This window comes from Staphylococcus succinus (genome assembly GCF_029024945.1).
Taxonomy (GTDB): Bacteria; Bacillota; Bacilli; order Staphylococcales; family Staphylococcaceae; genus Staphylococcus; species Staphylococcus succinus.
In genome coordinates this window covers 2,150,727-2,174,334 of record NZ_CP118976.1, presented here as the reverse complement: position 1 = coordinate 2,174,334, position 23,608 = coordinate 2,150,727, and the positions used below count along the sequence as shown (strand labels likewise).

Sequence of the window (23,608 nt, the reverse complement as noted above, 5' to 3'; positions counted from 1 at the left end):
AAACCATTCAAAAAATTATAGTAAATATTATTAAATGGTGTAATTTGAATTTATGACAAAAATATGAATTAAGCATAAAAAAGCTCTTAAAATTATGAGCGAATCCATTTAATTTTTACATAATGAGTTTATAATGTGAAGCAGGTGATATTTGTGAAAAGATTAACAAATTTAGCAATTAAATATAAAATATATCCAGCATGTATGTTTGTAATCAGTATATTATTAGCGATTACGGTGGTTGTTCAAAACATTTCAATAGCAGAAGTGTTAAATGCAGTCTTGTTAGATACTAAAGAAGATTTATGGACATTGCTATTATTTATATTAGTTGTGTTATTAGCGAGGGCAACATTTAATACGCTTAATCAAATGATAGGTAATCGTATGTCGACAAAAGTGAAACAACATTTACGACGTCAGCTCATTTTAAAGCAGTCTAAAGAACCTATAGGGGTTCAAATGAATACCTTGACTGAAAATATTGATGGAATTGTACCTTTTTTTAATAGTTACCTTCCGCAGGTATTTAAATCAATGATGATTCCAGTTTTTATTATTATAGCAATGTGTTTTATACACTTAAATACTGCTTTAATTATGATGGTGACTGCACCATTTATTCCACTTTTTTATATTATTTTTGGACTGAAAACAAGAGATGAATCTAAAGATAAGATGACGTACTTAAACGAGTTTAGTCAACAATTTTTAAATAAAGTGAAAGGACTTATAACACTAAAACTTTTTAATCGAACAGAACAAACTGAAAGAGCATTATATGAAGAGAGTACAACGTTTAGAGATTTAACTATGCGTATCTTAAAAAGTGCTTTCTTATCAGGATTGATGTTGGAATTTATTAGCATGTTGGGAATTGGCCTTGTAGCGTTAGAAGCAGGATTAGGATTGATATTATTTGATAGTATTGATTTTAAAACAGCAGCAATTGCTATTATATTAGCGCCAGAATTTTATAATGCAATAAAGGATCTAGGTCAGTCATTCCATACAGGAAAGCAAAGTGAAGGTTCGAGTGATGTTGTCTTTGAGTTATTAGATAGCCAAGAGGAAGTAGATAATAGAGTACCTAATTTTAATTCACAACAAAATGCGCTTATTAAAGTGAGGAAGGTATCATATAAATATGACTCTGCGCCATTTAATGCACTGAATGAGATAAATTTGGAAATTTATAAAGGCGAACAAATTGCGCTTATAGGAGAAAGTGGCGCTGGTAAATCTACATTGGCGCAACTGATCGTACAGCGATATATACCTAATTCAGGAACTGTAACATACAATCAACCCAATTTAAGCATTGGATTTTTAAGTCAGTCTCCTTATATTTTTAATGCTTCAATACGTGATAACATTACGATGTTTCAATCTATTGATGAAGCTGAAGTTTTAAAGGTATTAGAAGCGGTTGGCATGAAAGATAAAATCCTATCTTTGAAGCACGGTTTAGATACGTGGATAGGAGAAGGTGGAGAAATGCTCTCAGGCGGACAAATGAGGCGAATAGAGCTGTCGCGCGTGTTAGTAGCACAGCCGGACGTTTTAGTCTTCGATGAGCCTGCAACAGGCTTGGATGTACAAACAGAAAATATTATACAAGATGTAATTTCACAACAATTTAATAGTACGACAATAATTATAATTGCTCATAGAGCGCATACAATTAAAAATGCCAATAGACGTGTATATATAGAAAACGGGCAATTGAAATCATTAGATCAATTAGTAATCAATGAAAACATTAAAGGTGGTGAAGTAACATGAAGCCACATATTCATTTCAAAATAGATAAAGATTTACTACTTTCTATTCTTGTTGGTGTAGCCGGAAGTATAATCGCTTTGGGTATGTTCTTTCTAAGTGGTTACATGGTGACACAAAGCGCCTTGGGTGCACCACTATTTGCATTAATGGTTTTAATAGTTACAGTGAAGATGTTTGGGTTCTTAAGAGCAATTGCAAGATATATCGAAAGGTTACTATCTCATAGGACTACTTTTACAATGCTCAGAAATGTGAGAGTACAATTTTTTAAAAATCTGACTCCTGTAGTCCCAGATGTATATAGAAAATTCAATTCAAGTGAGTTGATTGCACGAATGATAGGGAGGGTAGAATCTTTACAAAATATATACTTACGTGTTTATTATCCTCCAGTTGTCATAGGTATCACAGCACTTATTTCTGCATTAGTCATGTTATATTTTTCTTATGTCCATGCATTAATTATATGCTTAAGTATGATAGTATCTTTAATTTTAATTCCCTTATTAAGCGCTAAAAGAGCGCGCGCTTTAAAAAAACAGATGAATGAAGTTCAAGGGCAATTTTTAAATCAATTTTATGATTATAAAGAAGGATATGAAGAGTTAGAGCGCTTTAACCAAACAGCATATTATCAAAATGAAGTACTAGGGCAGTTAGAGGCTTATGAAAAAGCGCAAGCGAAAGAACAACGATTTTTATCATTGTATGAGTACAGTTTGAATATCGTTTCGATGTTAGCGTTATTTGCTACTTTATATTTAGGTGTAGCACAAATCCAACAACATCAATTGGACGCAGTATACTTAACAAGTATCGTATTAATGATGTTAACATTATTTGAACAAGCAATTCCTATGAGTAATGTAGCTTATTATAAAGCAGATACAGATGAAGCTTTAAGCGATATCAATGAAGTCATTGCACATCCTACGCCTCAAGGAACTGAATCTATTCACTCGAATGTCAAAGAAGCTGTCAATTTATTAGAGGTACGTGACATTAAATTTAAATATTGGAATCAATCGAGTTATGTACTTGATGATATCCAGTTATCCATTGTTAAAGGAGAACATATAGCAATCATTGGACCATCAGGATCGGGAAAAAGTTCATTATTACAATTAATGTTAGGTCTATATCAAAGTGATGAAGGAAAAATTCTGTTGAATCATCAGGATATGACTAGGATTTTAGATGAAGAAAAATATAGTCAATTTAATGCTTTGTTACAGTCACAACAATTATTTGATGGATCAGTGAAAGAGAATTTATTTACCGAAGAGTCGGATGAAGTGATACGAGATGTATTGGATGATTTAGGTTTACAACATATTAATTTAGATAGAGTGATTACAATATCCGGAAACACATTATCTGGCGGAGAAGTACAAAGACTAGGTATTGCGAGATTACTTTTAAAAGATGCACCAATATGGATACTCGATGAACCAACTACAGCATTAGATATATATCATACAGATAAAGTGATGGATATGATTCACAATAAAGCACAAACATTAATTGTAGCGACACACGATTTAAGATTATTGCCAAGTTTTGATAAAATAGTAGTAATGAATGAAGGGAAAATTGTGGAGTGTGGAAGTTATGAAATGTTGCTCGCTCAACAAGGTTATTTATATCAAATGACAGAAATGAATACCATATAATTATAGAAGTTGTTTTTAGTTATTAATAAATCAAGAGCTCAAACACAATTGTGTTTGAGCTCTTAATGTAAATAAAGTATATTTAATTAATGTATTTTGATATGTTTCTTACTGAGATTTTACAATAGATATTTATTTAATTTTTTCTTCTGTAAATGAAGAAATTACTTTGCTAAGTAATCGGTTTAATTCTTTAGTCTCATCTGTACTTAATGAAGAAGCTACTGCAACATCTTGACAAGCAGTATCTAATTCTGGGCGAATTGCTTCACTCTTATCAGTCAAATGAATAAATACTTCGCGTTGATCTACTTCAGAACGCTCGCGTTTGATTAAATCAACCTGTTCCATTCTTTTAAGTAGCGGGGATACAGTACCTGTATCAAGAGCAAGTTCGGTAACGACTTTTTTCACGTTGACAGGTGACTGTGACCATAAAATTGTTAAAACTAAAAACTGTGGGTAAGTCAATTTGTATTGCTTAAAGACATTATTAGAGTAGTAGCGATTTACTTGCCTCTGAGCATTATACAAACTAAAACAAAGTTGATCCTTTAAATTAAGTTCTTCAGACATAAAGTTCTCCTCCAGACATTCTATCCGTTTTTTTATTCTTTGTGTATCGGACTGAATCCGTCTAATGTTGTGTGTGACACTTCCTTAGACATACTTTGGCACTTTGCCGTGCTAAAATAAATTGTGTTTAAATTTCAGAAGAAATCTAAAATTTATCAAGTAAAGGGTTAATTATATGAATAATTTACCTTTAATGCAAACATTTTTTGAGAAATGAGTGATTAGTATGACAAATAAAGAAGACTCAAGAATATCTATAACAGTAATAACTGGATTTTTAGGTAGTGGTAAAACCACATTTTTAAGTAATTATGTAAAATATTTACTTAGTAACAACGAAAAACCTAGCATTATCGTAAATGAATACGGCAATTTAAATATAGACAGCAGTACATTAAGCGATGATGTAAAGGTTGCATCGATATTAAATGGCTGCGTATGTTGTGACTTGCAACTAGATTTAATAAAACAATTAAAACATTTTCTAAAGGAAAGTGCAATGCAACATATTATAATTGAAGCCACAGGTATCGCTCATCCAATTGAAATCATAGCTGCGTGCCAAGACCCAGAAATCGTAGAAAACGTTAATCCTCCAGTCATCATAGGTCTTGTGGATGCACCAAGATTTTTAGCTAGAAACAATTATTCAAATAATACAAAAATTTTAATGGAAGAGCAATTATCTGTAAGTGATACAATCATTATAAATAAAATGGATTTAATTGATGAGTCCGCACGAGAAGCATTAAATGGAATTTCTGATATTAATGCATATGCGCCAAAAGTGTATACGACTTATGCAGAAGTAGATATGAATAAATTGTTATCTGTAACGCCTAAAGCTTCTAAAGATATGAGTGATCATGCGCACCACCATGGTATGAATAGTATGCAGTATCGTTTTACAGGTCCTATAGATAGACAATTATTTTATCAATTTATTTTACGGTTGCCGGATAATGTTCTAAGATTAAAGGGGTATGTAAAGTTTCGAGATATGCCAAATGATATTTACGAATTTCAATATGCACATGGGTTGCCAGATTATCAAATTATCGAAGAAATACTGCCATTAAATATAGTACTTATCGGGGAAGAAATGGACGTTAACCGATTGCGTAACGATTTAGAGATGCTGCAATTTACTTGAGGTTTCAAATAAAAATATAAGGGGTGTTGGTAATTATGGATAAAGTAAAGATTAATCAATATGTTTCGTTCTCAAAAGTGATACAAGGATTTTGGAGAGCACAAGATTGGCACTGGACACCGCAACAATTAAATCGCTATTTAAATGAATTAGTGGAACGTGGTATTACAACAATGGATCACGCAGATATTTATGGTGATTATTCATGTGAAGGTGTATTTGGAGAGGCACTAAAATTATCTCCACAATTACGTGAAGAAATGGAAATAGTATCTAAATGTGGTATCGTCTTGCCTTCGCATCGTATACAAGGTGCAGATGGACATCGTTATAATCACAGTAAGAAGCATATTCAACAGTCAGTAGAGCGCTCTTTAAAGGAATTACAAGTTGACTATCTTGATACGTTATTAATCCATAGACCTTCACCATTAATGGACCCACAAGAAGTTACAGAAGCGTTGAAAATATTGGTGACTGAAGGTAAAGTGAAATCATTTGGTGTCTCTAATTTTAATAAATCACAATATGATTTACTTAATCAATGTCTCGTTTGTGATAAGTTACATATCACTTTAAATCAACTTGAAGTTTCGCCATACACATTAGATATTATTGAAGATGGCACGATGAATCACATGTTAAAAGATGATGTGAAAATAATGTCTTGGAGCCCAATGGCAGGTGGAAAATTATTTGATTTAGAAGACGAGAAAGCAGCGCGTATTATGACAGTGATTTCACCTTTAACCCAGAAATACAACGTAACAGCAAATGGTATTGTTATGGCCTGGTTTAATAAACATCCAGCCGCTATTATGCCAGTATTAGGAACACATCAAATTGACCGTATTGATGAAGCTATAGCAGGATTGAAAATTACAATTACGGATCAAGAATGGTTTGATATCTATACGGCCTCTTTAGGTCATGATATCCCATAAAGTGAATTTTGGAGGAGAGTAAAAAATGAGTAATCAGAACGAAGAACAACGTAGAAGTCAACTTAAGTTTGAACGAAACTTTATAAGCTTTCCATTTTTAGTATTTGCACTAATCGTAGCAATACTCAATATAGCTTATCCAGATATTAATATAATGATGACATTATTTGGACTATTTTTCTTATACAACGGTGGACTATTGTTTGTGTCATTTATAAAACATTATAAACGTACGACAATTTTAGCGTTAATACTTACTGTGATGTCTCTAGTTTTATTTGGTTTATCACTTTATTTATACGCAAAGACAAATAATTTGTTTTAATCACTAGAATACAATGATCAATGTTATATGACTTTAAACTTTAGGGGGATTAAATGGAAGTCTGGATTACACAATTTATGGAGAAGTTTGGCTACTGGGGGATAGCATTTTTAATCTTTTTAGAAAATGTTTTTCCGCCCATCCCATCTGAAATAATTTTAACTTTTGGAGGATTTATGACAACAAAATCTGATTTAGGTTTTGTTGGTGTAACAATTACTTCGACAATTGGTTCAGTTCTTGGAGCAATTGCCTTATATGGTATTGGTGCATGGATTGGTGAGCGTAATTTGTATCGATTCATTAACCGTTACGGTAAAATTTTGCGAGTGAAGACAAAGGATTTAGATAAGACCATTGGATGGTTTGAAAAATATGGTTATTGGACAATCTTCTTCTGTCGTTTTGTACCATTACTGAGAAGTTTGATTTCAATCCCAGCTGGGTTAACACGTATGAACTTGCCTTTATTTATAGTATTTACAACGATTGGAACACTTATATGGAACGTGGTGTTAATTTATTTAGGACAAGCAGTTGGCGGTAATTGGCATACTATTGTTAATTATATGGATGTTTATTCACGTATTATTTATATTGTTTTAGCAATTTTAATCATATTCTTGATATGGAAATGGCTAAAACGTCAAAAGTAGAATAAGTAAATGTGATAGTATTAGTTAATTAAATTGAATTGCACTTTCAAGCCATACATAACTCTTTATTAAAAATGAGATGTTATAATAAATATATTAAAGACGTTAGAGGGGATATTATGGCAAAGAAAAAAGTTTCAATCATAGGTGCTGGAAACACGGGAGCTACATTAGCATTTATAATTGCTCAACAAGAGTTGGCAGATGTCGTGCTTATTGATCGCCCACATAATGAAGGACAGGTTAAAGGGAAAGCCCTAGATATATTAGAAAGTAGTCCTGTATATGGATTTGATGTTAATGTAACTGGATCAATCGATTATCAGGATACAGCTAATTCTGATATTGTTGTTATAACTGCTGGTGTACCGCGTAAACCGGGTATGAGTAGAGACGACTTAGTACAAGTTAATGAAGCAGTGATGTATGACGTTACACAAGAAATCGTTACGCACTCCCCAAATTGTAAAATTATTGTTTTAACTAATCCAGTAGATGCGATGACATATGCTGTAATCAATGCTTCTGGATTCCCTAAAGAAAGAGTGATTGGTCAATCTGGAATTTTAGATACAGCGAGATACCAAACATTTATAGCAGAAGCATTAAATGTATCTATTAAAGATATTAGAGGTTTAGTTTTGGGAGGCCACGGTGATACTATGGTGCCTTTGGTGCACTCCACAAATGTTAACGGCGTACCTTTGAATAAAATGCTAGATACAGCGCAAATAGAACATATTGTAGAGCGTACGAGAAAAGGTGGGGCTGAAATTGTAGAACTACTTGGAAATGGCTCTGCTTATTATGCGCCAGCTTCTGCTATATATAGTATGCTAGAAGCAATCTTAAAGGACCAAAAACGTTTATTACCAAGTATTGCATTATTAGAAGGCGAATATGGTTTTTCTGATATTTGCTTAGGTGTACCTACGATATTAGGGGAACAAGGCATTGAACGTATAGTTGAATTAGAATTATCTGAAGAAGAACAAGCACAATTAAAAATTTCTGCTGATTCTGTGGTAGAAGTAAAACAATCATTAAAACAATAATGATATTATCGATAATATCAAATAAGAGAGCTATCAGAGTGTAAAAGCTGATAGCTCTCTTTGTGTAGGATTACATTTTGAAAATACAGATGTATAGTGCAACATATTCGAAAAAGGTTAAAATATACATGTACTTTAATCTTAATTTTACTTTTATAGGCACATTCCATTTAGGAAATTGACGTTCGTAATAAAATAATTGGAGATAAAATAATCCAATGCCTAAGGGAAGGCACATCAATATGATGCTATGAGTATAAGAAAATCCAATATCATGCAAAAGGTGTCCGATAATCAGTTGGGATACGATAAGCACAATAAGCAGTATTATGATATTTAATGTCATTTTGCACTTCGTACTCCTTTCGCAAAAGAAAATAATAATATTTGTAAAGCAACTAACAATAACACAAAGCATAAAGCAGTCAGACTGAGACTTGACCATACTTCGTGAAAAATACGAAGCGGTTCATTAATTAAATAAACAGAATGTAATCGTAAAAAACGACCGATATAAATGCCTAAACCATTGAGAAACATCATAGCCCCAATAATACTTCTATTTAGCCATATATGATGCGTAAATTGTTCCATTTCTAAAAACATTAAAATCAACAGGTAAAGTGCAAGTAATACGGCTGCGACAAGAAAAGTAAAATATGCCCATTCTATTAACAGTAAGCCTCTATAAAAATTAAATGTAAATTGATTTAAATGAATCAAATCAGTAACCATATAAAGCGTGTTAGGTACCATAAATAAGAAAATAAGAGAGAAAATTATAAACAGTGGCCATTCAAATTTAAATTTCGGTTTAAACAAATGTAATAGTAAGCATAATTCAAATGGCACATATGCTAGAAATAAATTTAAAGTCATAAATTTATAATAACTATTAAAGAAAATTGAAATAATGATTAGAATAAGAAAGGATGATCTAGCTATATAACGAGCATTCATAAGTACACCTACTTTCCTTCAAAATAAAACATTTAAAACTATATTGAAAATCACTAGCTAAAAAAATAGTAATGAATTTGATAAATAAAAAGGTTAATAAAATTTTTCCTTATCCTATGGAATTCAAAGGGACATAAAACCGTAATTTTGCAATATGAGACTACATGATACAAGCTTCAGATATAAATTTCAATGATAAAAAAATAAAATATTGTAAAAAATAAAGCTTGATATAGTGTGGTTACAGTAGTTAGTATACGATTGACTTAATTAAAAAAGACGAAAATAAAATGTTGAAAAGAATGATTGCTGTTATAAGTAGGGTGATTTTAAAATAATGAGATAGTTAAAAATGTTAAAAAATACAAAGACTGTGGACTTACATATCTATAAATTCATCAGTCTTTGTAATTGTATCAATTCATTTTGAGAGTGGTGAATGCAGTTATAGGTCTAATAGGTTAAGTCCTATAGTTTCATTGTGCTTACGATTTATGTCTAAGTTAGTCATATGGATAACGATTTCGGCCGTAGCAGATACGATTGCTTTTGTAAGATGTCCACTTAATGTTTCATATTGGTTTGTACCAAAAGTTGCATGAAGATGCGCAAAAGGTTTGTCGTCAATGTGTGAGATATTACCTAACAAGCTAATTAATTCTAAAGGTTCTTGTATTCTTTTTTTCTCATAGGTTTTGGTCTCTATGTTATAGAAGTTAAGTTCAACATCATCACAAGCACCAATACCACTCACTGTGCCAAACTTACCATTTTGCTCTTTTGCTAAGTCTGTAACCGCTTCTATGATATCTTCGCCTTGTTCTAATACGAGTACAATTGTCTTTCCATCTACTTGATATATCATAATGAGCCCCCATCCAAAATTTTTATTTACGCCTTTATTATACAAGTAATTTTCCGATGATTGTATAATTGTGTTTTAATAAGATTTTTTTATTGTGTTTTGTAAGAAAAATAGTATAAACTGTTCTAATATTGTGCTTTCGTCAGTTATACTAAGACCATATGAGTGAAGCATTTTATAAGTATTCTTACGAATGGAGGGAGAAACGTGAATAAGCAATTTGTAATTTTGTATTTTAATATTTTTCTAGTCTTTTTAGGTATAGGTTTAATCGTCCCAGTTCTTCCAGTTTATTTGAAAGATTTAGGATTGAATGGTAGCGATTTAGGTGTGCTTGTTGCAGCATTTGCCTTGGCGCAAATGATTATTTCACCATTTGGAGGTACACTTGCTGACAAGTTAGGTAAAAAGTTAATCATCTGTATAGGTTTAGCACTTTTTGCAATTTCAGAATTTTTATTTGCGGTCAGCCATACTTTCTCGCTCCTAATTGTATCAAGAATTCTTGGTGGTTTTAGTGCAGGGATGGTCATGCCAGGTGTTACAGGTATGATTGCAGACCTTTCAAAAGGTAAAGACAAAGCGAAAAATTTTGGTTATATGTCAGCAATTATCAATTCCGGTTTTATTTTAGGACCTGGTTTAGGTGGTTTCCTAGCTGAATTTTCTCATAGATTACCATTCTTTGTAGCTGGTTTCAGTGGATGTTTAGCATTAATACTTTCAGTCGTATTAATTAAAAATCCTAAAAATGAAACACAAGATGGTTTTACAAAATATCAACCAGAATTACTAACTAAAATGAATTGGAAAGTATTTTTAACGCCAATTATTTTAACGCTTGTATTGGCATTTGGTTTATCAGCATTTGAGACATTGTTCCCATTATATACAGCTGATAAGGCACATTATTCACCATTAGATATTTCGATAGCAATTACAGGTGGCGGTATATTTGGGGCAGTATTCCAAGTGTTTTTCTTTGATAAGTTTATGAAATATTTTAAAGAACTTACATTTATCACTTATGCGTTAATATATTCTGCATTAATTCTACTTGGATTAACCTTAGTACACAGTTATTGGTCAATTATGTTAATCAGCTTTGTAGTATTTATCGGTTTTGATATGATACGTCCAGCGATTACAAATTACTTTTCTAACATTGCTGGAGATCGACAAGGATTTGCTGGTGGATTAAATTCAACTTTTACGAGTATGGGAAACTTTATAGGACCTTTAGTAGCAGGAACACTGTATGATGTTAACTTTGAATTCCCATTATATATGTCAGTAGTCGTTATGTTACTAGGCATACTCGTTATCTATGTAGAAAAAGCAATCAGAGCCAAGTGGCAGAAAACTTAATTAAAATCATAAAAGCGTGTTTATTGGTACGCTCCTCTTAAAAGTGAGAACTTTCAGGAGGAGCTTTTTTCTTAATGTTTTCTTTATATTAACCAAATATGTCATAAACATTAAGAAAAAAGGTTTTGCGTAATATTTGTGTAACAGAGATTACATTTGTTTTAAATTGTAGCCTATATAACTTTTTTGTTAAAATAATGTGCTAGTATATAAAGAAATGTTAACAGAAATGTAGGTAAGGAGAACGATTTGAAGAATTTAACTTTGGGAATCATGGCGCTCTTTCTTGCTTGTTGTTTAGCGTTTCTTTTATTTCTTGCTATGAATCAGCAAGCACTTGCTAAAGTGCATGAATCAATTTCTAGTTTTTCAGATTCGCATAAAGTGGTGAAAGCTAAGGAACAAGCCAATCATAAAGCAAATCATTCAATCAGTGCAGCAATGAAAGATACTGAAAAGAATGAGGACAGACAAGAGCCGTATTATGCTGAAAATTATGTACCTATAGCCAAACTGACAACACACAATTTAAAAAATAATGAGGTTGGGAAGTCTAACTTGCCACAATTTTCCGCTGCATTAAAAGAAGCACAAAACACGGTTAACCGTGATAATGATATTTCTAATACATATAATGATTATGGTATCGATAGCACCTGTCAAGGGACTTATTATTATATTTTTACCTTTAAAAATAATGATAAACCGCATATGTATTATAGAGTTACTGTAAATGAAGATAATCAGGCACATATATTTGATCGATCCTATCGTGAAACAGATCATCTAGGGTCGAACAAACCGTGTTTATCACCACAGGAGTCTGAAGTCGTTGCGCAAAAATATGCTGTTGATAAACTAGGCGCTAATGCAAGCTTGAAAAAAGTTAAAGAGTCTAAAGAAGGCATGTTTTATACGTTTTGGAATTCGGAAACGAAACAAGAATATAAAGTTATAGTAAATAAAGCTGGAGACGTTATACGTCAACCAGCGCTCAATTAGTCTTAAGATATAATTCACCTTTATTGAATTATATCTTAAGACTAATAATATCTTTAGTGTGAAAAATGAAGTGTATAGTTATTTAAAATAAATTTTGAGATTTAAATATGATTTAAAAATATTAAAATCAATAAAATGCTACTCCAATAATATATAATGGGGTAGCATTTTATTTTGAAGAATTAATTATTTTTAATACAAAACGTGGTATGAATAAGTATTAAGAGTTATTTATCAATGTTATGATTATAACATCAGTTAAATGTGTTACTTCTATAATAGAAAATATTTCATTATTAATAGAAGTTGACAATGTAAATAGAAAGGGTGGGTACTTTGAAACAAATAAAAAAAGCAATCATACCTGCAGCTGGTTTAGGTACAAGGTTTTTGCCGGCGACAAAGGCAATGCCTAAGGAAATGTTACCGATATTAGATAAACCTACAATTCAATACATAGTTGAAGAAGCCGCTAATGCTGGTATAGAAGATATTATAATAGTAACAGGCAAACATAAAAGAGCTATAGAAGATCATTTTGATAATCAAAAAGAATTAGAAATGATTCTTGAAACGAAAGGTAAAACAGATTTACTTGGAAGAGTAAAATTTTCTACAGAGTTAGCGAATATTTTTTACGTTAGACAAAAAGAACAAAAAGGATTGGGTCATGCAATTTATTCTGCACGTCAATTTATAGGAGATGAGCCTTTTGCAGTGTTGCTTGGTGATGATATTGTTGAATCTGATACTCCTGCTATTAAACAATTGATTAATGCTTATGAAGATACAGGCAAATCTGTGATTGGAGTACAAGAAGTTGAAGAAGATCAAACACATCGTTACGGTATTATTGATCCTTTAACTAAAATTGACAGAAAATATGAAGTGCGACAATTTGTTGAAAAGCCTAAACCAGGCACAGCCCCATCAAATTTAGCGATTATGGGTCGTTATGTACTGTCAGCGGATATATTTGATTACTTAAAAAACCAAGGCACCGGTGCAGGAGGAGAAATTCAGCTTACGGATGCTATTGAAAGATTAAATAAAGATGACCAAGTTTTTGCATATGACTTTGAAGGCAATCGATATGATGTTGGAGAAAAATTAGGTTTTGTAAAAACAACAATAGAATTCGCATTAAAAGATGATACGATGCGTGAAGATTTGAAAGCATTTATCAAAAACTTAGATTTAGATAGTCATTAACAATGAGTAAAATGAAATTTCATGTACACATATAACATTACTAACCACCAGTGAATCGATACGAGGTGTTGAAAAATGAAACAAAAGAAAACAAACGCTATGCGTATATTAGATCGCCAAAATATTCAATACGGAGTAAATCGTTACAAAGTTTCAGAAAAGCATATGTCGGGTGAGGATGTAGCTGCAAGCGTGGGCGTTGATATTGAATTAATTTATAAAACATTAGTGTTAGAAAATACTAATCATGATCATTTTGTATTTATCATTCCAGTGAATGACTCATTAGATATGAAATCCGCTGCGCAAGTTATAAATGAAAAGAAACTTCATTTAATGCCTTTAGATGATTTAAAGAAAGTTACTGGATATGTTCGGGGTGGTTGTTCACCCATTGGAATGAAGCGATTATTTCCAACGATTATTGATCAACAAGCAGTAAATTTAAATGAAATATATGTTAGTGGTGGGGAAAGAGGCATGCAAATTAATATAGCTGTGAAAGAGTTAATTGAAGCTACACAAGCAAAGGTTGCACCTGTAGTACATCCTTAAGAAAATATATTTAAATTAGTAACACAAGGGCATAACGCGTTTATGTCTTTGTGTTTTTTTATGATTTATAAAGAATTCAAAGGTAGAAAATTGACGGAATTTTGAATATTAAGATTAAAAAAATGATTGGTTTTGATTGTTTTTGAGAAAAAGTGATTGAAAAAAGAAAGCGGAAACATTATAATAACATGGAGATGAGGTGAAGTAATGATTACGGAAAAACGTCATGAAGTAATATTGACTGAACTGTCAGAAAAAGACTTTTTAACATTACAAGAGCTTATTGATCGAACTGGATGTAGTGCATCAACTATACGCCGTGATTTATCTAAGCTCCAACAAATGGGAAAATTAAAAAGAGTTCATGGTGGTGCAACACTCAATCAATCATCTGTATTAGAACCTAATTTAGCAGATAAGAGAAGTACCAACCTCAGAGAAAAGCAAGAAATCGGACGCCTAGCAGCGTGTCAAATTGAAGATAATGATTGTATTTACTTAGATGCTGGTTCAACAACTTTGGAAATTATTCCATACATTAAGGCTAAAGATATTATTGTAGTAACCAATGGTCTTACCCACGTAGAAGAATTGTTAAAACAAGGTATAAGAACACTTATACTTGGCGGTGAAGTTAAATCAACGACTTTTGCCACAGTAGGGTCGAGTGCAATAAAAACATTAAATCGCTATCGTTTTGATAAAGTTTTTGTCGGAATGAATGGCATTGATTTAAAGTATGGCTTAACAACGCCAGATGAACATGAAGCAGTTATCAAAAATCAAGCTATGGAATTAGGCGCGCAGAATTTTGTAGTTGTTGATCATTCTAAATTTAACAAAGTATATTTTGCTCACGTGCTGTTAAACGAAGAAATTACTTTAATAACTTCAAAAAAGGCCATAGAAAGTACAACATTTAAATGCTTTGCTGAAAAATACAATTTTATTGGAGGAACATTATGATTTATACAGTAACTTTCAATCCCTCTATTGACTATATAATGTTTGCTAAAGATTTTGAACTTAGCGGATTAAATCGAGCGACTGAAACCTACAAATTTGCTGGAGGAAAAGGTATCAATGTATCCAGAGTCTTAAAAACATTAGGTATTCAATCTACAGCGTTAGGATTTGCTGGAGGATTTCCAGGTCAATTCATTGAAGACACATTACAACAAGCAGATATTAATACGAATTTTGTAAGAACGACTGAAGATACACGTATTAATGTCAAATTAAAAACAGATAATGAAACGGAAATTAACGCTCCGGGCCCTACAATAACGAATGAACAGTTCGAAACACTGTTAACACAAATCAAGCATACTTCAGCCCAAGATATAGTTATTGTTGCTGGAAGTATTCCAAAAAGTGTACCAAGTGATGCATATGAACAAATTGCAAAAATTACTCAAGAAACTGGTGCGAGATTAGTTGTAGATGCTGAAAAAGATTTAGTTGAAACAGTTTTAAAATACAAGCCGCTATTTATTAAACCTAATAAAGACGAATTAGAGGTAATGTTTAATACGTCGATTCGATCTGATAAAGAAGTCATGAACTATGCGCGTGAAATATTAGGGATGGGCGCAACGTCAGTGATTATTTCCCTTGGAGGTGATGGTGCAATCTATGTAGATGATAAACATAGTTATAAGGCTATCGTGCCTAATGGACATGTAGTCAATACGGTTGGTTCAGGAGATAGTACTGTCGCGGGTATGGTTGCAGGACTTGAAACGGGACTTACAATTAAAGATGCATTTAAACAGGCAGTATCAGCGGGAACAGCGACAGCGTTTAATGATGACTTAGCCACAGAACATGCTATTGAAGAAATTAAAGCACAAGTGATGATTACGACACTAGATGGGAGTGTATAACTATGAGAATTACCGAATTATTAACAAAAGATACAATTGCTATGGACCTTACTTCAAATGATAAAAACGGTGTCATTGACGAATTAGTAAATCAGTTAGACAAAGCTGGGAAACTTAATGATCTAACAAGTTTTAAAGAAGCTATTCATAATAGAGAATCTCAAAGTACTACAGGAATCGGAGAAGGTATTGCGATACCACATGCAAAAGTAGCAGCTGTAGAGACCCCTGCCATTGCTTTTGGTAAATCAAAAGCAGGTGTTGACTATCAAAGTTTAGATATGCAACCTGCACATCTCTTCTTCATGATTGCAGCGCCAGAAGGTGGTGCGCAAACACATCTGGATGCTTTAGCGAAATTGTCCGGTGTTTTAATGGATGAAAATGTTCGTAAAGATTTGCTTAATGCAACTTCACCACAAGAATTATTACAAATTATTGATAAAGCTGATGACGAAGCAACTGAAGAGGAAGAAGCGGAAACAGAAGCTGTGACTACATCAGCAGCAACAGATGAAAATGAACCTTACGTATTAGCGGTTACAGCGTGTCCAACTGGTATTGCCCATACTTATATGGCTCGCGATGCACTGAAGAAACAAGCTGAAAAAATGAACGTTAAAATTAAGGTCGAAACTAATGGATCTGGAGGCATTAAAAATCATCTTACCGAGGATGATATTAATCGAGCTTCAGGCGTAATTGTAGCAGCCGATGTACATGTAGAAACGGATCGTTTTGATGGTAAAAATGTTGTAGAAGTACCTGTAGCAGACGGTATAAAACGACCGGAAGAACTTATTAATATGGCCCAAGATACGTCACGTAAAGCTTTTGTGGCACGTGGTAATAAAAATCATAGCCAAGCAGAAAGCAATGAGAAACAAGGTGTAGGTAAAACGATTTACAAACACTTAATGAATGGTGTTTCAAATATGTTACCGCTTGTTATTGCCGGTGGTATTTTAATGGCAATCGTGTTCTTATTTGGCGCAAACTCATTTGATCCAAAAAGTTCTGAACATAACGCATTCGCTGAACAACTTTGGAATATTGGAAACAAAAGTGCCTTTGCATTAATTATTCCTATCCTTGCCGGTTATATAGCGCGTAGTATTGCTGATAAACCAGGTTTTGCAGCTGGTTTAGTCGGAGGTATGTTGGCAGTTTCAGGTGATTCAGGATTTATTGGTGGTATTCTTGCTGGTTTCTTAGCAGGTTACCTCACACAAGGTATTAAGAAAGCGGTTAGTGGTTTACCTCAAGCATTAGAAGGGTTAAAACCTACGTTAATTTTCCCTGTGTTCTCAGTAGCCATTACAGGTTTATTGATGATTTATGTATTAAACCCACCAGCATCATGGTTAAATAATTTATTGCTTAATGGATTAGAAAGTCTTTCTGGAACAAATATCATGTTATTAGGATTAGTTATCGGTGCTATGATGGCAATCGATATGGGCGGACCCTTTAATAAAGCTGCGTATGTATTTGCGACAGCAGCGTTAACAGAAGGTAATGCAGCACCAATCACTGCAGCAATGATTGGTGGTATGGTTCCACCAATTGCGATTGCAACAGCAATGTTAATTTTTAGAAAGAAATTTACAAAAGAACAAAGAGGTTCTGTCGTACCAAACTATGTGATGGGGTTATCCTTTATAACTGAAGGCGCAATTCCATATGCTGCAGCAGACCCATTAAGAGTAATCCCGTCAATGATGGTAGGGTCTGGTATTGCAGGTGCGATTGCATTAGGATTAGGCTCATCGATTCAAGCCCCACATGGTGGTATTTTCGTAATTGTCGGTACTGATTTTAGTCATGTCTTACAATCGTTAATCGCAATTATTATAGGCGCAATTGTTTCAGCGATTATGTATGGCTTACTGAAACCGAAATTAAGTGAAGATGAAATTCGTGCTTCACAAGCTATGAACGAATAAAAACAAGATGTTAAAAGCAAACGATAAAGGCCAGAAGGAACTCATGAATAAATGAGATATTCTTCTGGTTTTTTGAGTTTTAAATCATTCAGGAGACACTTTTGAATATAATAAGCTAACGAAGTTTGGTAAAATAAGGTTAAAGTATTAAATCGGCTGTATTGAAGTAAATTAATGTAAAGAAGGTATGGAAATGACTGAATATGTTATTGAAAATGGACGTATTTATACGGAATACGAAACGATAGAACGCGGTTATATCATTGTGAAAGATGGGAAAATCGCTGGTGTAGGTAAAGGTATATACGAAGGTAAATTGACTAAGTACGATGCTAAAGGGCAGCATATTTTACCCGGATTTATAGACATCCATATTCATGGTGGGTATGGCGAAGATGCAATGGATGCCTCATTTGATGGTATAAATCACCTCGCTAAGTCTTTATTATCTGAAGGAACAACAAGTTTCTTGGCTACGACAATGACTCAGTCAGATGAGAATATTACTAAGGCCTTAGAAAATATTGTTAATTATCAGCAGCAGCAAGATAAATTAAATACAGCGGACATCGTCGGTATACATTTAGAAGGTCCATTTATTTCTGAACATAAAGTAGGGGCACAGAATCCTGAATATGTTCAGAAACCTACTATAGAAAAAATAAGACAATTTCAGGATACTGCTAATCATCAAATAAAAGTCATCACGTTTGCTCCAGAAGTTGAGGGCGCAGAAGAAATATTGAAGGCGCTACATGATAAGATTCGCTTTTCTATGGGACATACAGTAGCTACATTTGAAGAAGCCAATAAGGCAGTTAACAATGGTGCAAAGCATGTGACACATTTATATAATGCGGGTACACCTTTTGAACATCGAAATCCGGGACTGTTTGGAGCAGCATGGACTAATGATGGACTAAGTACAGAACTTATCGTTGATGGCATACATGCACATCCCGCAGCCATTCAAATTGCGTATAAACAAAAAGGAAATAAACGATTTTTCTTAATTACTGATGCAATGAGAGCAAAAGGGATGCCTGATGGAGAATACGATCTGGGTGGTCAAAACGTGATTGTAAAAGGTTCGGAAGCACGTTTAGAAACGGGTGCTTTAGCCGGAAGTATTTTGAAAATGAATGAAGGTTTGAAGAATTTAATTCAATATACAGGAGATACATTAGAGCACCTTTGGCGTGTAACTAGTTTGAATCAAGCAATTGCTTTAGATATAAATCATCAAAAAGGTAGTTTGCAAGTCGGAAAAGATGCGGATATTGTTATCGTTGACGATGAAATCAATGTTCAAACAACCATTAAAGAAGGACAAATTCATAATTTTGAAAAATAATAAAACAGTGTTGCGACTATCATTTATTTTACTTATTAAAAAATATTTAATTCAAAAAGTTGACTCAAATTAAAATTTACGTTTAAATGTCTAGTTGAACAAATGAAATTTTAATAAGTATAAAATAGATTGCAAGGTAACAGTGTGATAAGATAAAGGAAATGCGCATTTTTAGGGAGGTGTTACAATGGGAAGGATTTAGTATATAACATTATAGTGAAGAAGCACGAAAAATTTTATGAAACGTCACCTATTGTGACACAATATTTGGAGGTGAATCCCTAGAAATAGGGAACTAATTGGAAACAGTGACCATAATGAACTTAGTAATATTTTTTCTTTTAATAGCATTAACAACTGTATTCGTAGGATCGGAATTCGCATTAGTGAAAGTCAGAACTACAAGAATTGAGCAGCTCGCTGCAGAAGGCAACGGGAGCGCACGCGTAGTCAAAAAAATGGTGAAAAATTTAGACTATTACTTATCCGCATGTCAATTAGGTATTACAGTGACATCTTTAGGATTAGGGTGGTTAGGTGAACCAACATTTAATAAATTACTTCATCCATTATTTGAAGCTATTCATTTACCCGCTGCATTAACAACAACGATTTCATTTATTGTTGCATTTATTATTGTAACGTATTTACATGTTGTACTTGGCGAGTTAGCTCCGAAAACGTTAGCAATTCAACATACTGAAAAATTAGCGTTACTTTATTCTAGGCCGTTGTATTACTTTGGTATCGTTATGAAACCATTAATATGGTTGATGAATGGCTCAGCACGTATGATTATACGTATGTTTGGGGTGGATCCAGATGCTAATAATGATGCAATGTCAGAAGAAGAGATTAAGATTATAATCAACAATAGTTATAACGGTGGAGAAATTAACCAGACTGAATTAGCTTATATGCAAAATATCTTTTCATTTGATGAACGTCATGCTAAAGATATCATGGTCCCACGTACGCAAATGATTACGTTAAATGAACCGTTTAATGTAGATGAACTTTTAGATACAATTAAAGAACATCAATTCACGCGTTACCCTATTACAGAAGATGGGGATAAGGACCACGTGAAAGGCTTTTTAAATGTGAAAGAGTTTTTAACAGAATATGCTTCAGGTAAGCAAATTAAAGTAAGTAACTATATTCATGACTTACCTATGATTTCAGAAACTACACGTATTAGCGATGCTTTAATCCGTATGCAACGTGAACACGTGCACATCAGTCTTATTATCGATGAGTACGGTGGTACAGCCGGTATTTTAACTATGGAAGATATTTTAGAAGAAATTGTCGGTGAAATTCGTGATGAATTTGATGATGATGAAGTTAATGATGTTGTCAAATTAAGTGACAATAAATATCAAATTAATGGTCGTGTGTTGCTTGATGATTTAAATGATCAGTTTGGTATTGAATTTGTTGATTCTGATGATATTGATACAATCGGTGGTTGGTTACAAGCACATAATACAAATTTACAACAAAATGATTTTGTAGATACTGAATATGATCGTTGGGTTATTTCAGAAATTGATAATCATCAAATCATCAATGTAATATTAAAATTTGAATATAATGATACGCGTCCAACACTTGAAGAAGACGAAGATGAAGAAGATAACGATAAATAATTAAATGATACTTACACCCTATGAACTGTTGATACTAATAGTCCGATAGGGTGTTTTTTTATGTATGAGGTATAAATGCTGCTCTAGAATATGAATATTATTATTAGAGGAGAGGGGGAAATGGGGTTATCAGTATAAGATGAAATATAATTGTGTGACTATGATCCAATTTAATGTATAACAAGGCAGTATAGTATATTTTTCATGAAAAGCGTATTAGAATATTATATAATACCTTAGAAATAAAATTAAATGTGTTGAAAGGGGCATCACCATGATTAATGATACATATTATTTAAATAATAGTTACCCTATGCCAAAAGTTGGACTTGGAGTATATAAAATTTCAGAAGAAGAAATGGATATTGCTGTAGAAACTGCTTTGGAAGTAGGATATCGTGCATTCGATACTGCATATTTTTATAAAAACGAAATCGCTTTAGGAAATGCTTTGAAAAAGTCTGACGTAGAACGTGAAGATTTATTTATAACATCTAAGTTATGGAATGATTACCAAGGATATGATCAAACTATCGAATTTTTCACAAAATCATTAGAGAACTTAGGCACAGATTATTTAGATTTATTCCTAATTCACTGGCCATGTGAAGCTGATGGTTTATTTATTGAAAGTTATAAAGCGATGGAAAAATTATATGAAGACGGCAAGATTCGTGCTATTGGTGTATGTAATTTTAATAAACATCATTTAGAGAAATTAATGGAAGAAACGGATGTAGTGCCGGCTGTTAATCAAATTGAAGTACATCCATATTTTAATCAACAAGAACTGCAAGACTTTTGTGATAAACATGATATTGCTGTAACAGCTTGGATGCCATTAATGAGAAACAAAGGACTGTTAGAGCATAAACTTATAACTGATATGGCTAGTCGATATGATAAAACACCTGCGCAAATTGTATTGCGTTGGCATTTAGCACACAATCGCCTCATTATTCCTAAATCTAAAACACCAGAACGTATTAGAGAAAATTATGATATTTTTGACTTTAATTTAGAATTAACGGATATCGCAGAAATTGATAGTTTAGATAGGGGCGACCGCCAAGGTAATGATCCAGAGAATGTAAGAATAGGTACTTTAAAATAACTTAATTTATATATATAACAAGGACTGTCTATTCATAAAATATGGAATAGACAGTCTTTTTAGTTGCTGAAATAATGGTTTTTATTTTGAAATGACAGCGAAAATTGATAAGCTTAAGTTACATTTTATAATTTTATAGTGAATTAGTTACAATCCGTTATAAAATTTTTACAAAAGAGTTTATATACTATTAGGTTTTGTAATACTAAAAAGAAAAGTTCCAGCATTTTAATACCAAATAGCATGCGTGAAATATTATGCTGTATTTTAAAAAGTTTATGTAGAGATTAAGTTTTATTCATGAATATTAAGGCAATATAAAGATTGAGTAAATATAATTGATTACAATAGCATAATAACGGTGAAAATTGGTAAAGTGAATTTGAAGTAACTGAAATGAAGGTGTTTAGGTATGCAAATAAGAGTAGTAGTGCCTTGCTATAATGAAGGTGAAGTAGTATTAAAGACTTATCAACGCTTAAAAGCAATATTGTCCAAAGATAGTCAAAAACATCAATATAATTATGACTTATTGTTTGTAGATGATGGTAGTAAAGATAAGACGATAAATTATATTCAAGATATAGCTACGAAGGATCAACATGTAAAATTTATTTCGTTTAGCCGTAATTTTGGTAAGGAGTCTGCAATGATTGCAGGATATCAACATAGTAAAACATGTGATGCTGTGATTATGATTGATGCCGATTTACAACATCCGCCTGAATTGATTCCGCAGATGATAGAGGGCTATATGGATGGCTATGATCAAGTGGTTGCAAAACGAGATAGAAAAGGCGAAAAACAATCTAGAAAATTATTGACTCAAATGTATTACAAAGCAATCAATCATTTTGTTGAAGATATAAAATTAGAAGACGGTATTGGTGACTTTAGATTATTAAGTCGCAGAGCAGTGAGTTCGTTAACTGAACTCAATGAGTATAATCGTTTTTCAAAAGGGTTATTTGAATGGATAGGGTATAATACAAAAGTATTTACTTATGAAAATGTAGAAAGAGAAGATGGAGAATCAAAATGGTCATTTGGTAAATTATTAAACTATGGTATAGATGGGTTAATTTCTTTTAATAATAAACCATTACGTGCAATGATTTATCTTGGTTTGATTGTATTTTTCATTAGTCTTCTCTATATAGGTTTTATATTTGCTAGTATAGTAATTAATGGTATTCAAACACCAGGCTATTTCTCTACAATTGCAGCAGTCTTATTGCTGGGCGGAATACAATTGATTTCAATTGGTATCGTTGGAGAGTATATAGGACGTATTTATTATGAAGTGAAACAACGACCGAAGTATATTGTACAGGCATCCAATTTAAATTGCCCAAGTAAAGTAGCAAAACAAGATATTAATAACGACATTGAGACTAGCATAGAGGATGAAGTAGAACGTAATCATTATCGTTATGATGACAAAACGAAAGCACGTGAAAAGGAACTAGTAAATCATAGATAATTAAAAATCAGCAAAGTCTTTAACGGCTTTGTTGATTTTTTGTT

The 23,608-nt window shown here is 32.7% G+C and carries 22 protein-coding genes; 18 read left to right on the top strand and 4 right to left on the bottom strand.

Going from position 1 to position 23,608, the window contains the following annotated elements:
• The first annotated feature begins 153 nt into the window (after positions 1 to 153).
• Both PYW31_RS10540 and cydC read left to right on the top strand, forming a co-directional pair.
• Positions 154 to 1,785 carry an ABC transporter ATP-binding protein/permease gene (locus PYW31_RS10540; RefSeq protein ID WP_046837140.1) on the top strand — a complete coding sequence of 544 codons (1,632 nt, stop codon included), beginning with the start codon at positions 154 to 156 and terminating at the stop codon, positions 1,783 to 1,785.
• Positions 1,782 to 3,458 carry a thiol reductant ABC exporter subunit CydC gene (gene cydC, locus PYW31_RS10535; protein ID WP_046837141.1) on the top strand — a complete coding sequence of 559 codons (1,677 nt, stop codon included), beginning with the start codon at positions 1,782 to 1,784 and terminating at the stop codon, positions 3,456 to 3,458. The genes PYW31_RS10540 and cydC overlap by 4 nt, the downstream gene beginning before the upstream one ends.
• Positions 3,459 to 3,590: 132 nt before the next feature.
• Here cydC and mgrA read toward each other — a convergent pair whose 3' ends face one another.
• The gene (gene mgrA / locus PYW31_RS10530) at positions 3,591 to 4,034 is read right to left on the bottom strand and encodes a global transcriptional regulator MgrA (RefSeq protein WP_046837142.1); all 444 of its coding nucleotides are present in this window, start codon (positions 4,032 to 4,034) and stop codon (positions 3,591 to 3,593) included.
• A gap of 226 nt (positions 4,035 to 4,260) precedes the next feature.
• Between mgrA and PYW31_RS10525 the strand changes: the two genes are divergently transcribed.
• From PYW31_RS10525 to mdh, 5 genes are all read left to right on the top strand, one after another.
• Positions 4,261 to 5,187 carry a CobW family GTP-binding protein gene (locus PYW31_RS10525; RefSeq protein WP_046837143.1) on the top strand — a complete coding sequence of 309 codons (927 nt, stop codon included), beginning with the start codon at positions 4,261 to 4,263 and terminating at the stop codon, positions 5,185 to 5,187.
• Positions 5,188 to 5,222: 35 nt separating this feature from the next.
• Positions 5,223 to 6,131 carry an aldo/keto reductase gene (locus tag PYW31_RS10520; protein ID WP_046837144.1) on the top strand — a complete coding sequence of 303 codons (909 nt, stop codon included), beginning with the start codon at positions 5,223 to 5,225 and terminating at the stop codon, positions 6,129 to 6,131.
• 25 nt (positions 6,132 to 6,156) lie between these two features.
• Positions 6,157 to 6,456 carry a hypothetical protein gene (locus PYW31_RS10515; RefSeq protein ID WP_046837145.1) on the top strand — a complete coding sequence of 100 codons (300 nt, stop codon included), beginning with the start codon at positions 6,157 to 6,159 and terminating at the stop codon, positions 6,454 to 6,456.
• Positions 6,457 to 6,509: 53 nt separating this feature from the next.
• Positions 6,510 to 7,112, top strand: a complete 603-nt coding sequence (locus PYW31_RS10510) for a DedA family protein (RefSeq protein WP_046837146.1) — start codon at positions 6,510 to 6,512, stop codon at positions 7,110 to 7,112.
• 119 nt (positions 7,113 to 7,231) lie between these two features.
• The gene (gene mdh / locus PYW31_RS10505) at positions 7,232 to 8,167 is read left to right on the top strand and encodes a malate dehydrogenase (RefSeq protein ID WP_046837147.1); all 936 of its coding nucleotides are present in this window, start codon (positions 7,232 to 7,234) and stop codon (positions 8,165 to 8,167) included.
• Between the two features lie 70 nt (positions 8,168 to 8,237).
• On the opposite strand, the gene PYW31_RS10500 is transcribed toward mdh, so the two are convergent.
• The 3 genes from PYW31_RS10500 to PYW31_RS10490 form a co-directional block, all read right to left on the bottom strand.
• Positions 8,238 to 8,513 carry a hypothetical protein gene (locus PYW31_RS10500; RefSeq protein WP_063410204.1) on the bottom strand — a complete coding sequence of 92 codons (276 nt, stop codon included), beginning with the start codon at positions 8,511 to 8,513 and terminating at the stop codon, positions 8,238 to 8,240.
• Positions 8,510 to 9,127, bottom strand: coding sequence for a DUF1361 domain-containing protein (locus tag PYW31_RS10495; protein WP_046837148.1), 618 nt, complete (start codon positions 9,125 to 9,127; stop codon positions 8,510 to 8,512). Before PYW31_RS10495 ends, PYW31_RS10500 begins: the two co-directional genes overlap by 4 nt.
• Positions 9,128 to 9,572: 445 nt before the next feature.
• The gene (locus PYW31_RS10490; protein ID WP_046837149.1) at positions 9,573 to 9,992 is read right to left on the bottom strand and encodes a PPC domain-containing DNA-binding protein; all 420 of its coding nucleotides are present in this window, start codon (positions 9,990 to 9,992) and stop codon (positions 9,573 to 9,575) included.
• A 207-nt stretch (positions 9,993 to 10,199) separates the two neighbouring features.
• On the opposite strand from PYW31_RS10490, the gene norA reads away from it, so the two are divergent.
• From norA to PYW31_RS10435, 11 genes are all read left to right on the top strand, one after another.
• Positions 10,200 to 11,360, top strand: a complete 1,161-nt coding sequence (gene norA / locus PYW31_RS10485) for a multidrug efflux MFS transporter NorA (RefSeq protein WP_046837150.1) — start codon at positions 10,200 to 10,202, stop codon at positions 11,358 to 11,360.
• A 321-nt stretch (positions 11,361 to 11,681) separates the two neighbouring features.
• The gene (locus PYW31_RS10480; RefSeq protein ID WP_338092686.1) at positions 11,682 to 12,362 is read left to right on the top strand and encodes a hypothetical protein; all 681 of its coding nucleotides are present in this window, start codon (positions 11,682 to 11,684) and stop codon (positions 12,360 to 12,362) included.
• Positions 12,363 to 12,698: 336 nt separating this feature from the next.
• On the top strand, positions 12,699 to 13,574 hold the full coding sequence (galU, locus tag PYW31_RS10475; protein WP_046837152.1) for a UTP--glucose-1-phosphate uridylyltransferase GalU: 876 nt from the start codon (positions 12,699 to 12,701) through the stop codon (positions 13,572 to 13,574).
• A 75-nt stretch (positions 13,575 to 13,649) separates the two neighbouring features.
• Positions 13,650 to 14,129, top strand: a complete 480-nt coding sequence (gene ybaK, locus PYW31_RS10470; RefSeq protein WP_046837153.1) for a Cys-tRNA(Pro) deacylase — start codon at positions 13,650 to 13,652, stop codon at positions 14,127 to 14,129.
• A gap of 207 nt (positions 14,130 to 14,336) precedes the next feature.
• The gene (locus tag PYW31_RS10465; RefSeq protein WP_046837154.1) at positions 14,337 to 15,095 is read left to right on the top strand and encodes a DeoR/GlpR family DNA-binding transcription regulator; all 759 of its coding nucleotides are present in this window, start codon (positions 14,337 to 14,339) and stop codon (positions 15,093 to 15,095) included.
• Complete coding sequence (pfkB, locus tag PYW31_RS10460) at positions 15,092 to 16,015, top strand: 1-phosphofructokinase (protein ID WP_046837155.1); 924 nt, start codon at positions 15,092 to 15,094, stop codon at positions 16,013 to 16,015. Before PYW31_RS10465 ends, pfkB begins: the two co-directional genes overlap by 4 nt.
• Before the next feature lie 2 nt (positions 16,016 to 16,017).
• The gene (locus PYW31_RS10455; protein ID WP_046837156.1) at positions 16,018 to 17,961 is read left to right on the top strand and encodes a PTS fructose transporter subunit IIABC; all 1,944 of its coding nucleotides are present in this window, start codon (positions 16,018 to 16,020) and stop codon (positions 17,959 to 17,961) included.
• 193 nt (positions 17,962 to 18,154) lie between these two features.
• Positions 18,155 to 19,315, top strand: coding sequence for an N-acetylglucosamine-6-phosphate deacetylase (nagA, locus tag PYW31_RS10450; RefSeq protein ID WP_046837157.1), 1,161 nt, complete (start codon positions 18,155 to 18,157; stop codon positions 19,313 to 19,315).
• 299 nt (positions 19,316 to 19,614) lie between these two features.
• Complete coding sequence (locus PYW31_RS10445; protein WP_046837158.1) at positions 19,615 to 20,967, top strand: hemolysin family protein; 1,353 nt, start codon at positions 19,615 to 19,617, stop codon at positions 20,965 to 20,967.
• A gap of 274 nt (positions 20,968 to 21,241) precedes the next feature.
• Positions 21,242 to 22,081, top strand: a complete 840-nt coding sequence (locus PYW31_RS10440; RefSeq protein WP_046837159.1) for an aldo/keto reductase — start codon at positions 21,242 to 21,244, stop codon at positions 22,079 to 22,081.
• 412 nt (positions 22,082 to 22,493) lie between these two features.
• Positions 22,494 to 23,564 (top strand): glycosyltransferase family 2 protein, encoded by a 1,071-nt coding sequence (locus tag PYW31_RS10435; protein WP_046837160.1) that lies wholly within the window; start codon positions 22,494 to 22,496, stop codon positions 23,562 to 23,564.
• Positions 23,565 to 23,608: the final 44 nt, after the last annotated feature.

What these genes read in the sequence shown, in the direction of transcription:
- pfkB (WP_046837155.1), top strand. Translation starts at nt 15,092, where the DNA reads ATGATTTATACAGTAACTTTCAATCCCTCTATTGACTATATAATGTTT.
- PYW31_RS10455 (WP_046837156.1), top strand. Translation starts at nt 16,018, where the DNA reads ATGAGAATTACCGAATTATTAACAAAAGATACAATTGCTATGGACCTT.
- PYW31_RS10435 (WP_046837160.1), top strand. Translation starts at nt 22,494, where the DNA reads ATGCAAATAAGAGTAGTAGTGCCTTGCTATAATGAAGGTGAAGTAGTA.
- cydC (WP_046837141.1), top strand. Translation starts at nt 1,782, where the DNA reads ATGAAGCCACATATTCATTTCAAAATAGATAAAGATTTACTACTTTCT.
- PYW31_RS10440 (WP_046837159.1), top strand. Translation starts at nt 21,242, where the DNA reads ATGATTAATGATACATATTATTTAAATAATAGTTACCCTATGCCAAAA.
- ybaK (WP_046837153.1), top strand. Translation starts at nt 13,650, where the DNA reads ATGAAACAAAAGAAAACAAACGCTATGCGTATATTAGATCGCCAAAAT.
- mgrA (WP_046837142.1), bottom strand. Translation starts at nt 4,034, where the DNA reads ATGTCTGAAGAACTTAATTTAAAGGATCAACTTTGTTTTAGTTTGTAT.
- PYW31_RS10490 (WP_046837149.1), bottom strand. Translation starts at nt 9,992, where the DNA reads ATGATATATCAAGTAGATGGAAAGACAATTGTACTCGTATTAGAACAA.
- PYW31_RS10500 (WP_063410204.1), bottom strand. Translation starts at nt 8,513, where the DNA reads ATGACATTAAATATCATAATACTGCTTATTGTGCTTATCGTATCCCAA.
- PYW31_RS10525 (WP_046837143.1), top strand. Translation starts at nt 4,261, where the DNA reads ATGACAAATAAAGAAGACTCAAGAATATCTATAACAGTAATAACTGGA.
- nagA (WP_046837157.1), top strand. Translation starts at nt 18,155, where the DNA reads ATGACTGAATATGTTATTGAAAATGGACGTATTTATACGGAATACGAA.
- PYW31_RS10510 (WP_046837146.1), top strand. Translation starts at nt 6,510, where the DNA reads ATGGAAGTCTGGATTACACAATTTATGGAGAAGTTTGGCTACTGGGGG.
- PYW31_RS10495 (WP_046837148.1), bottom strand. Translation starts at nt 9,127, where the DNA reads ATGAATGCTCGTTATATAGCTAGATCATCCTTTCTTATTCTAATCATT.
- mdh (WP_046837147.1), top strand. Translation starts at nt 7,232, where the DNA reads ATGGCAAAGAAAAAAGTTTCAATCATAGGTGCTGGAAACACGGGAGCT.
- PYW31_RS10520 (WP_046837144.1), top strand. Translation starts at nt 5,223, where the DNA reads ATGGATAAAGTAAAGATTAATCAATATGTTTCGTTCTCAAAAGTGATA.
- PYW31_RS10515 (WP_046837145.1), top strand. Translation starts at nt 6,157, where the DNA reads ATGAGTAATCAGAACGAAGAACAACGTAGAAGTCAACTTAAGTTTGAA.
- PYW31_RS10465 (WP_046837154.1), top strand. Translation starts at nt 14,337, where the DNA reads ATGATTACGGAAAAACGTCATGAAGTAATATTGACTGAACTGTCAGAA.
- PYW31_RS10480 (WP_338092686.1), top strand. Translation starts at nt 11,682, where the DNA reads ATGAATCAGCAAGCACTTGCTAAAGTGCATGAATCAATTTCTAGTTTT.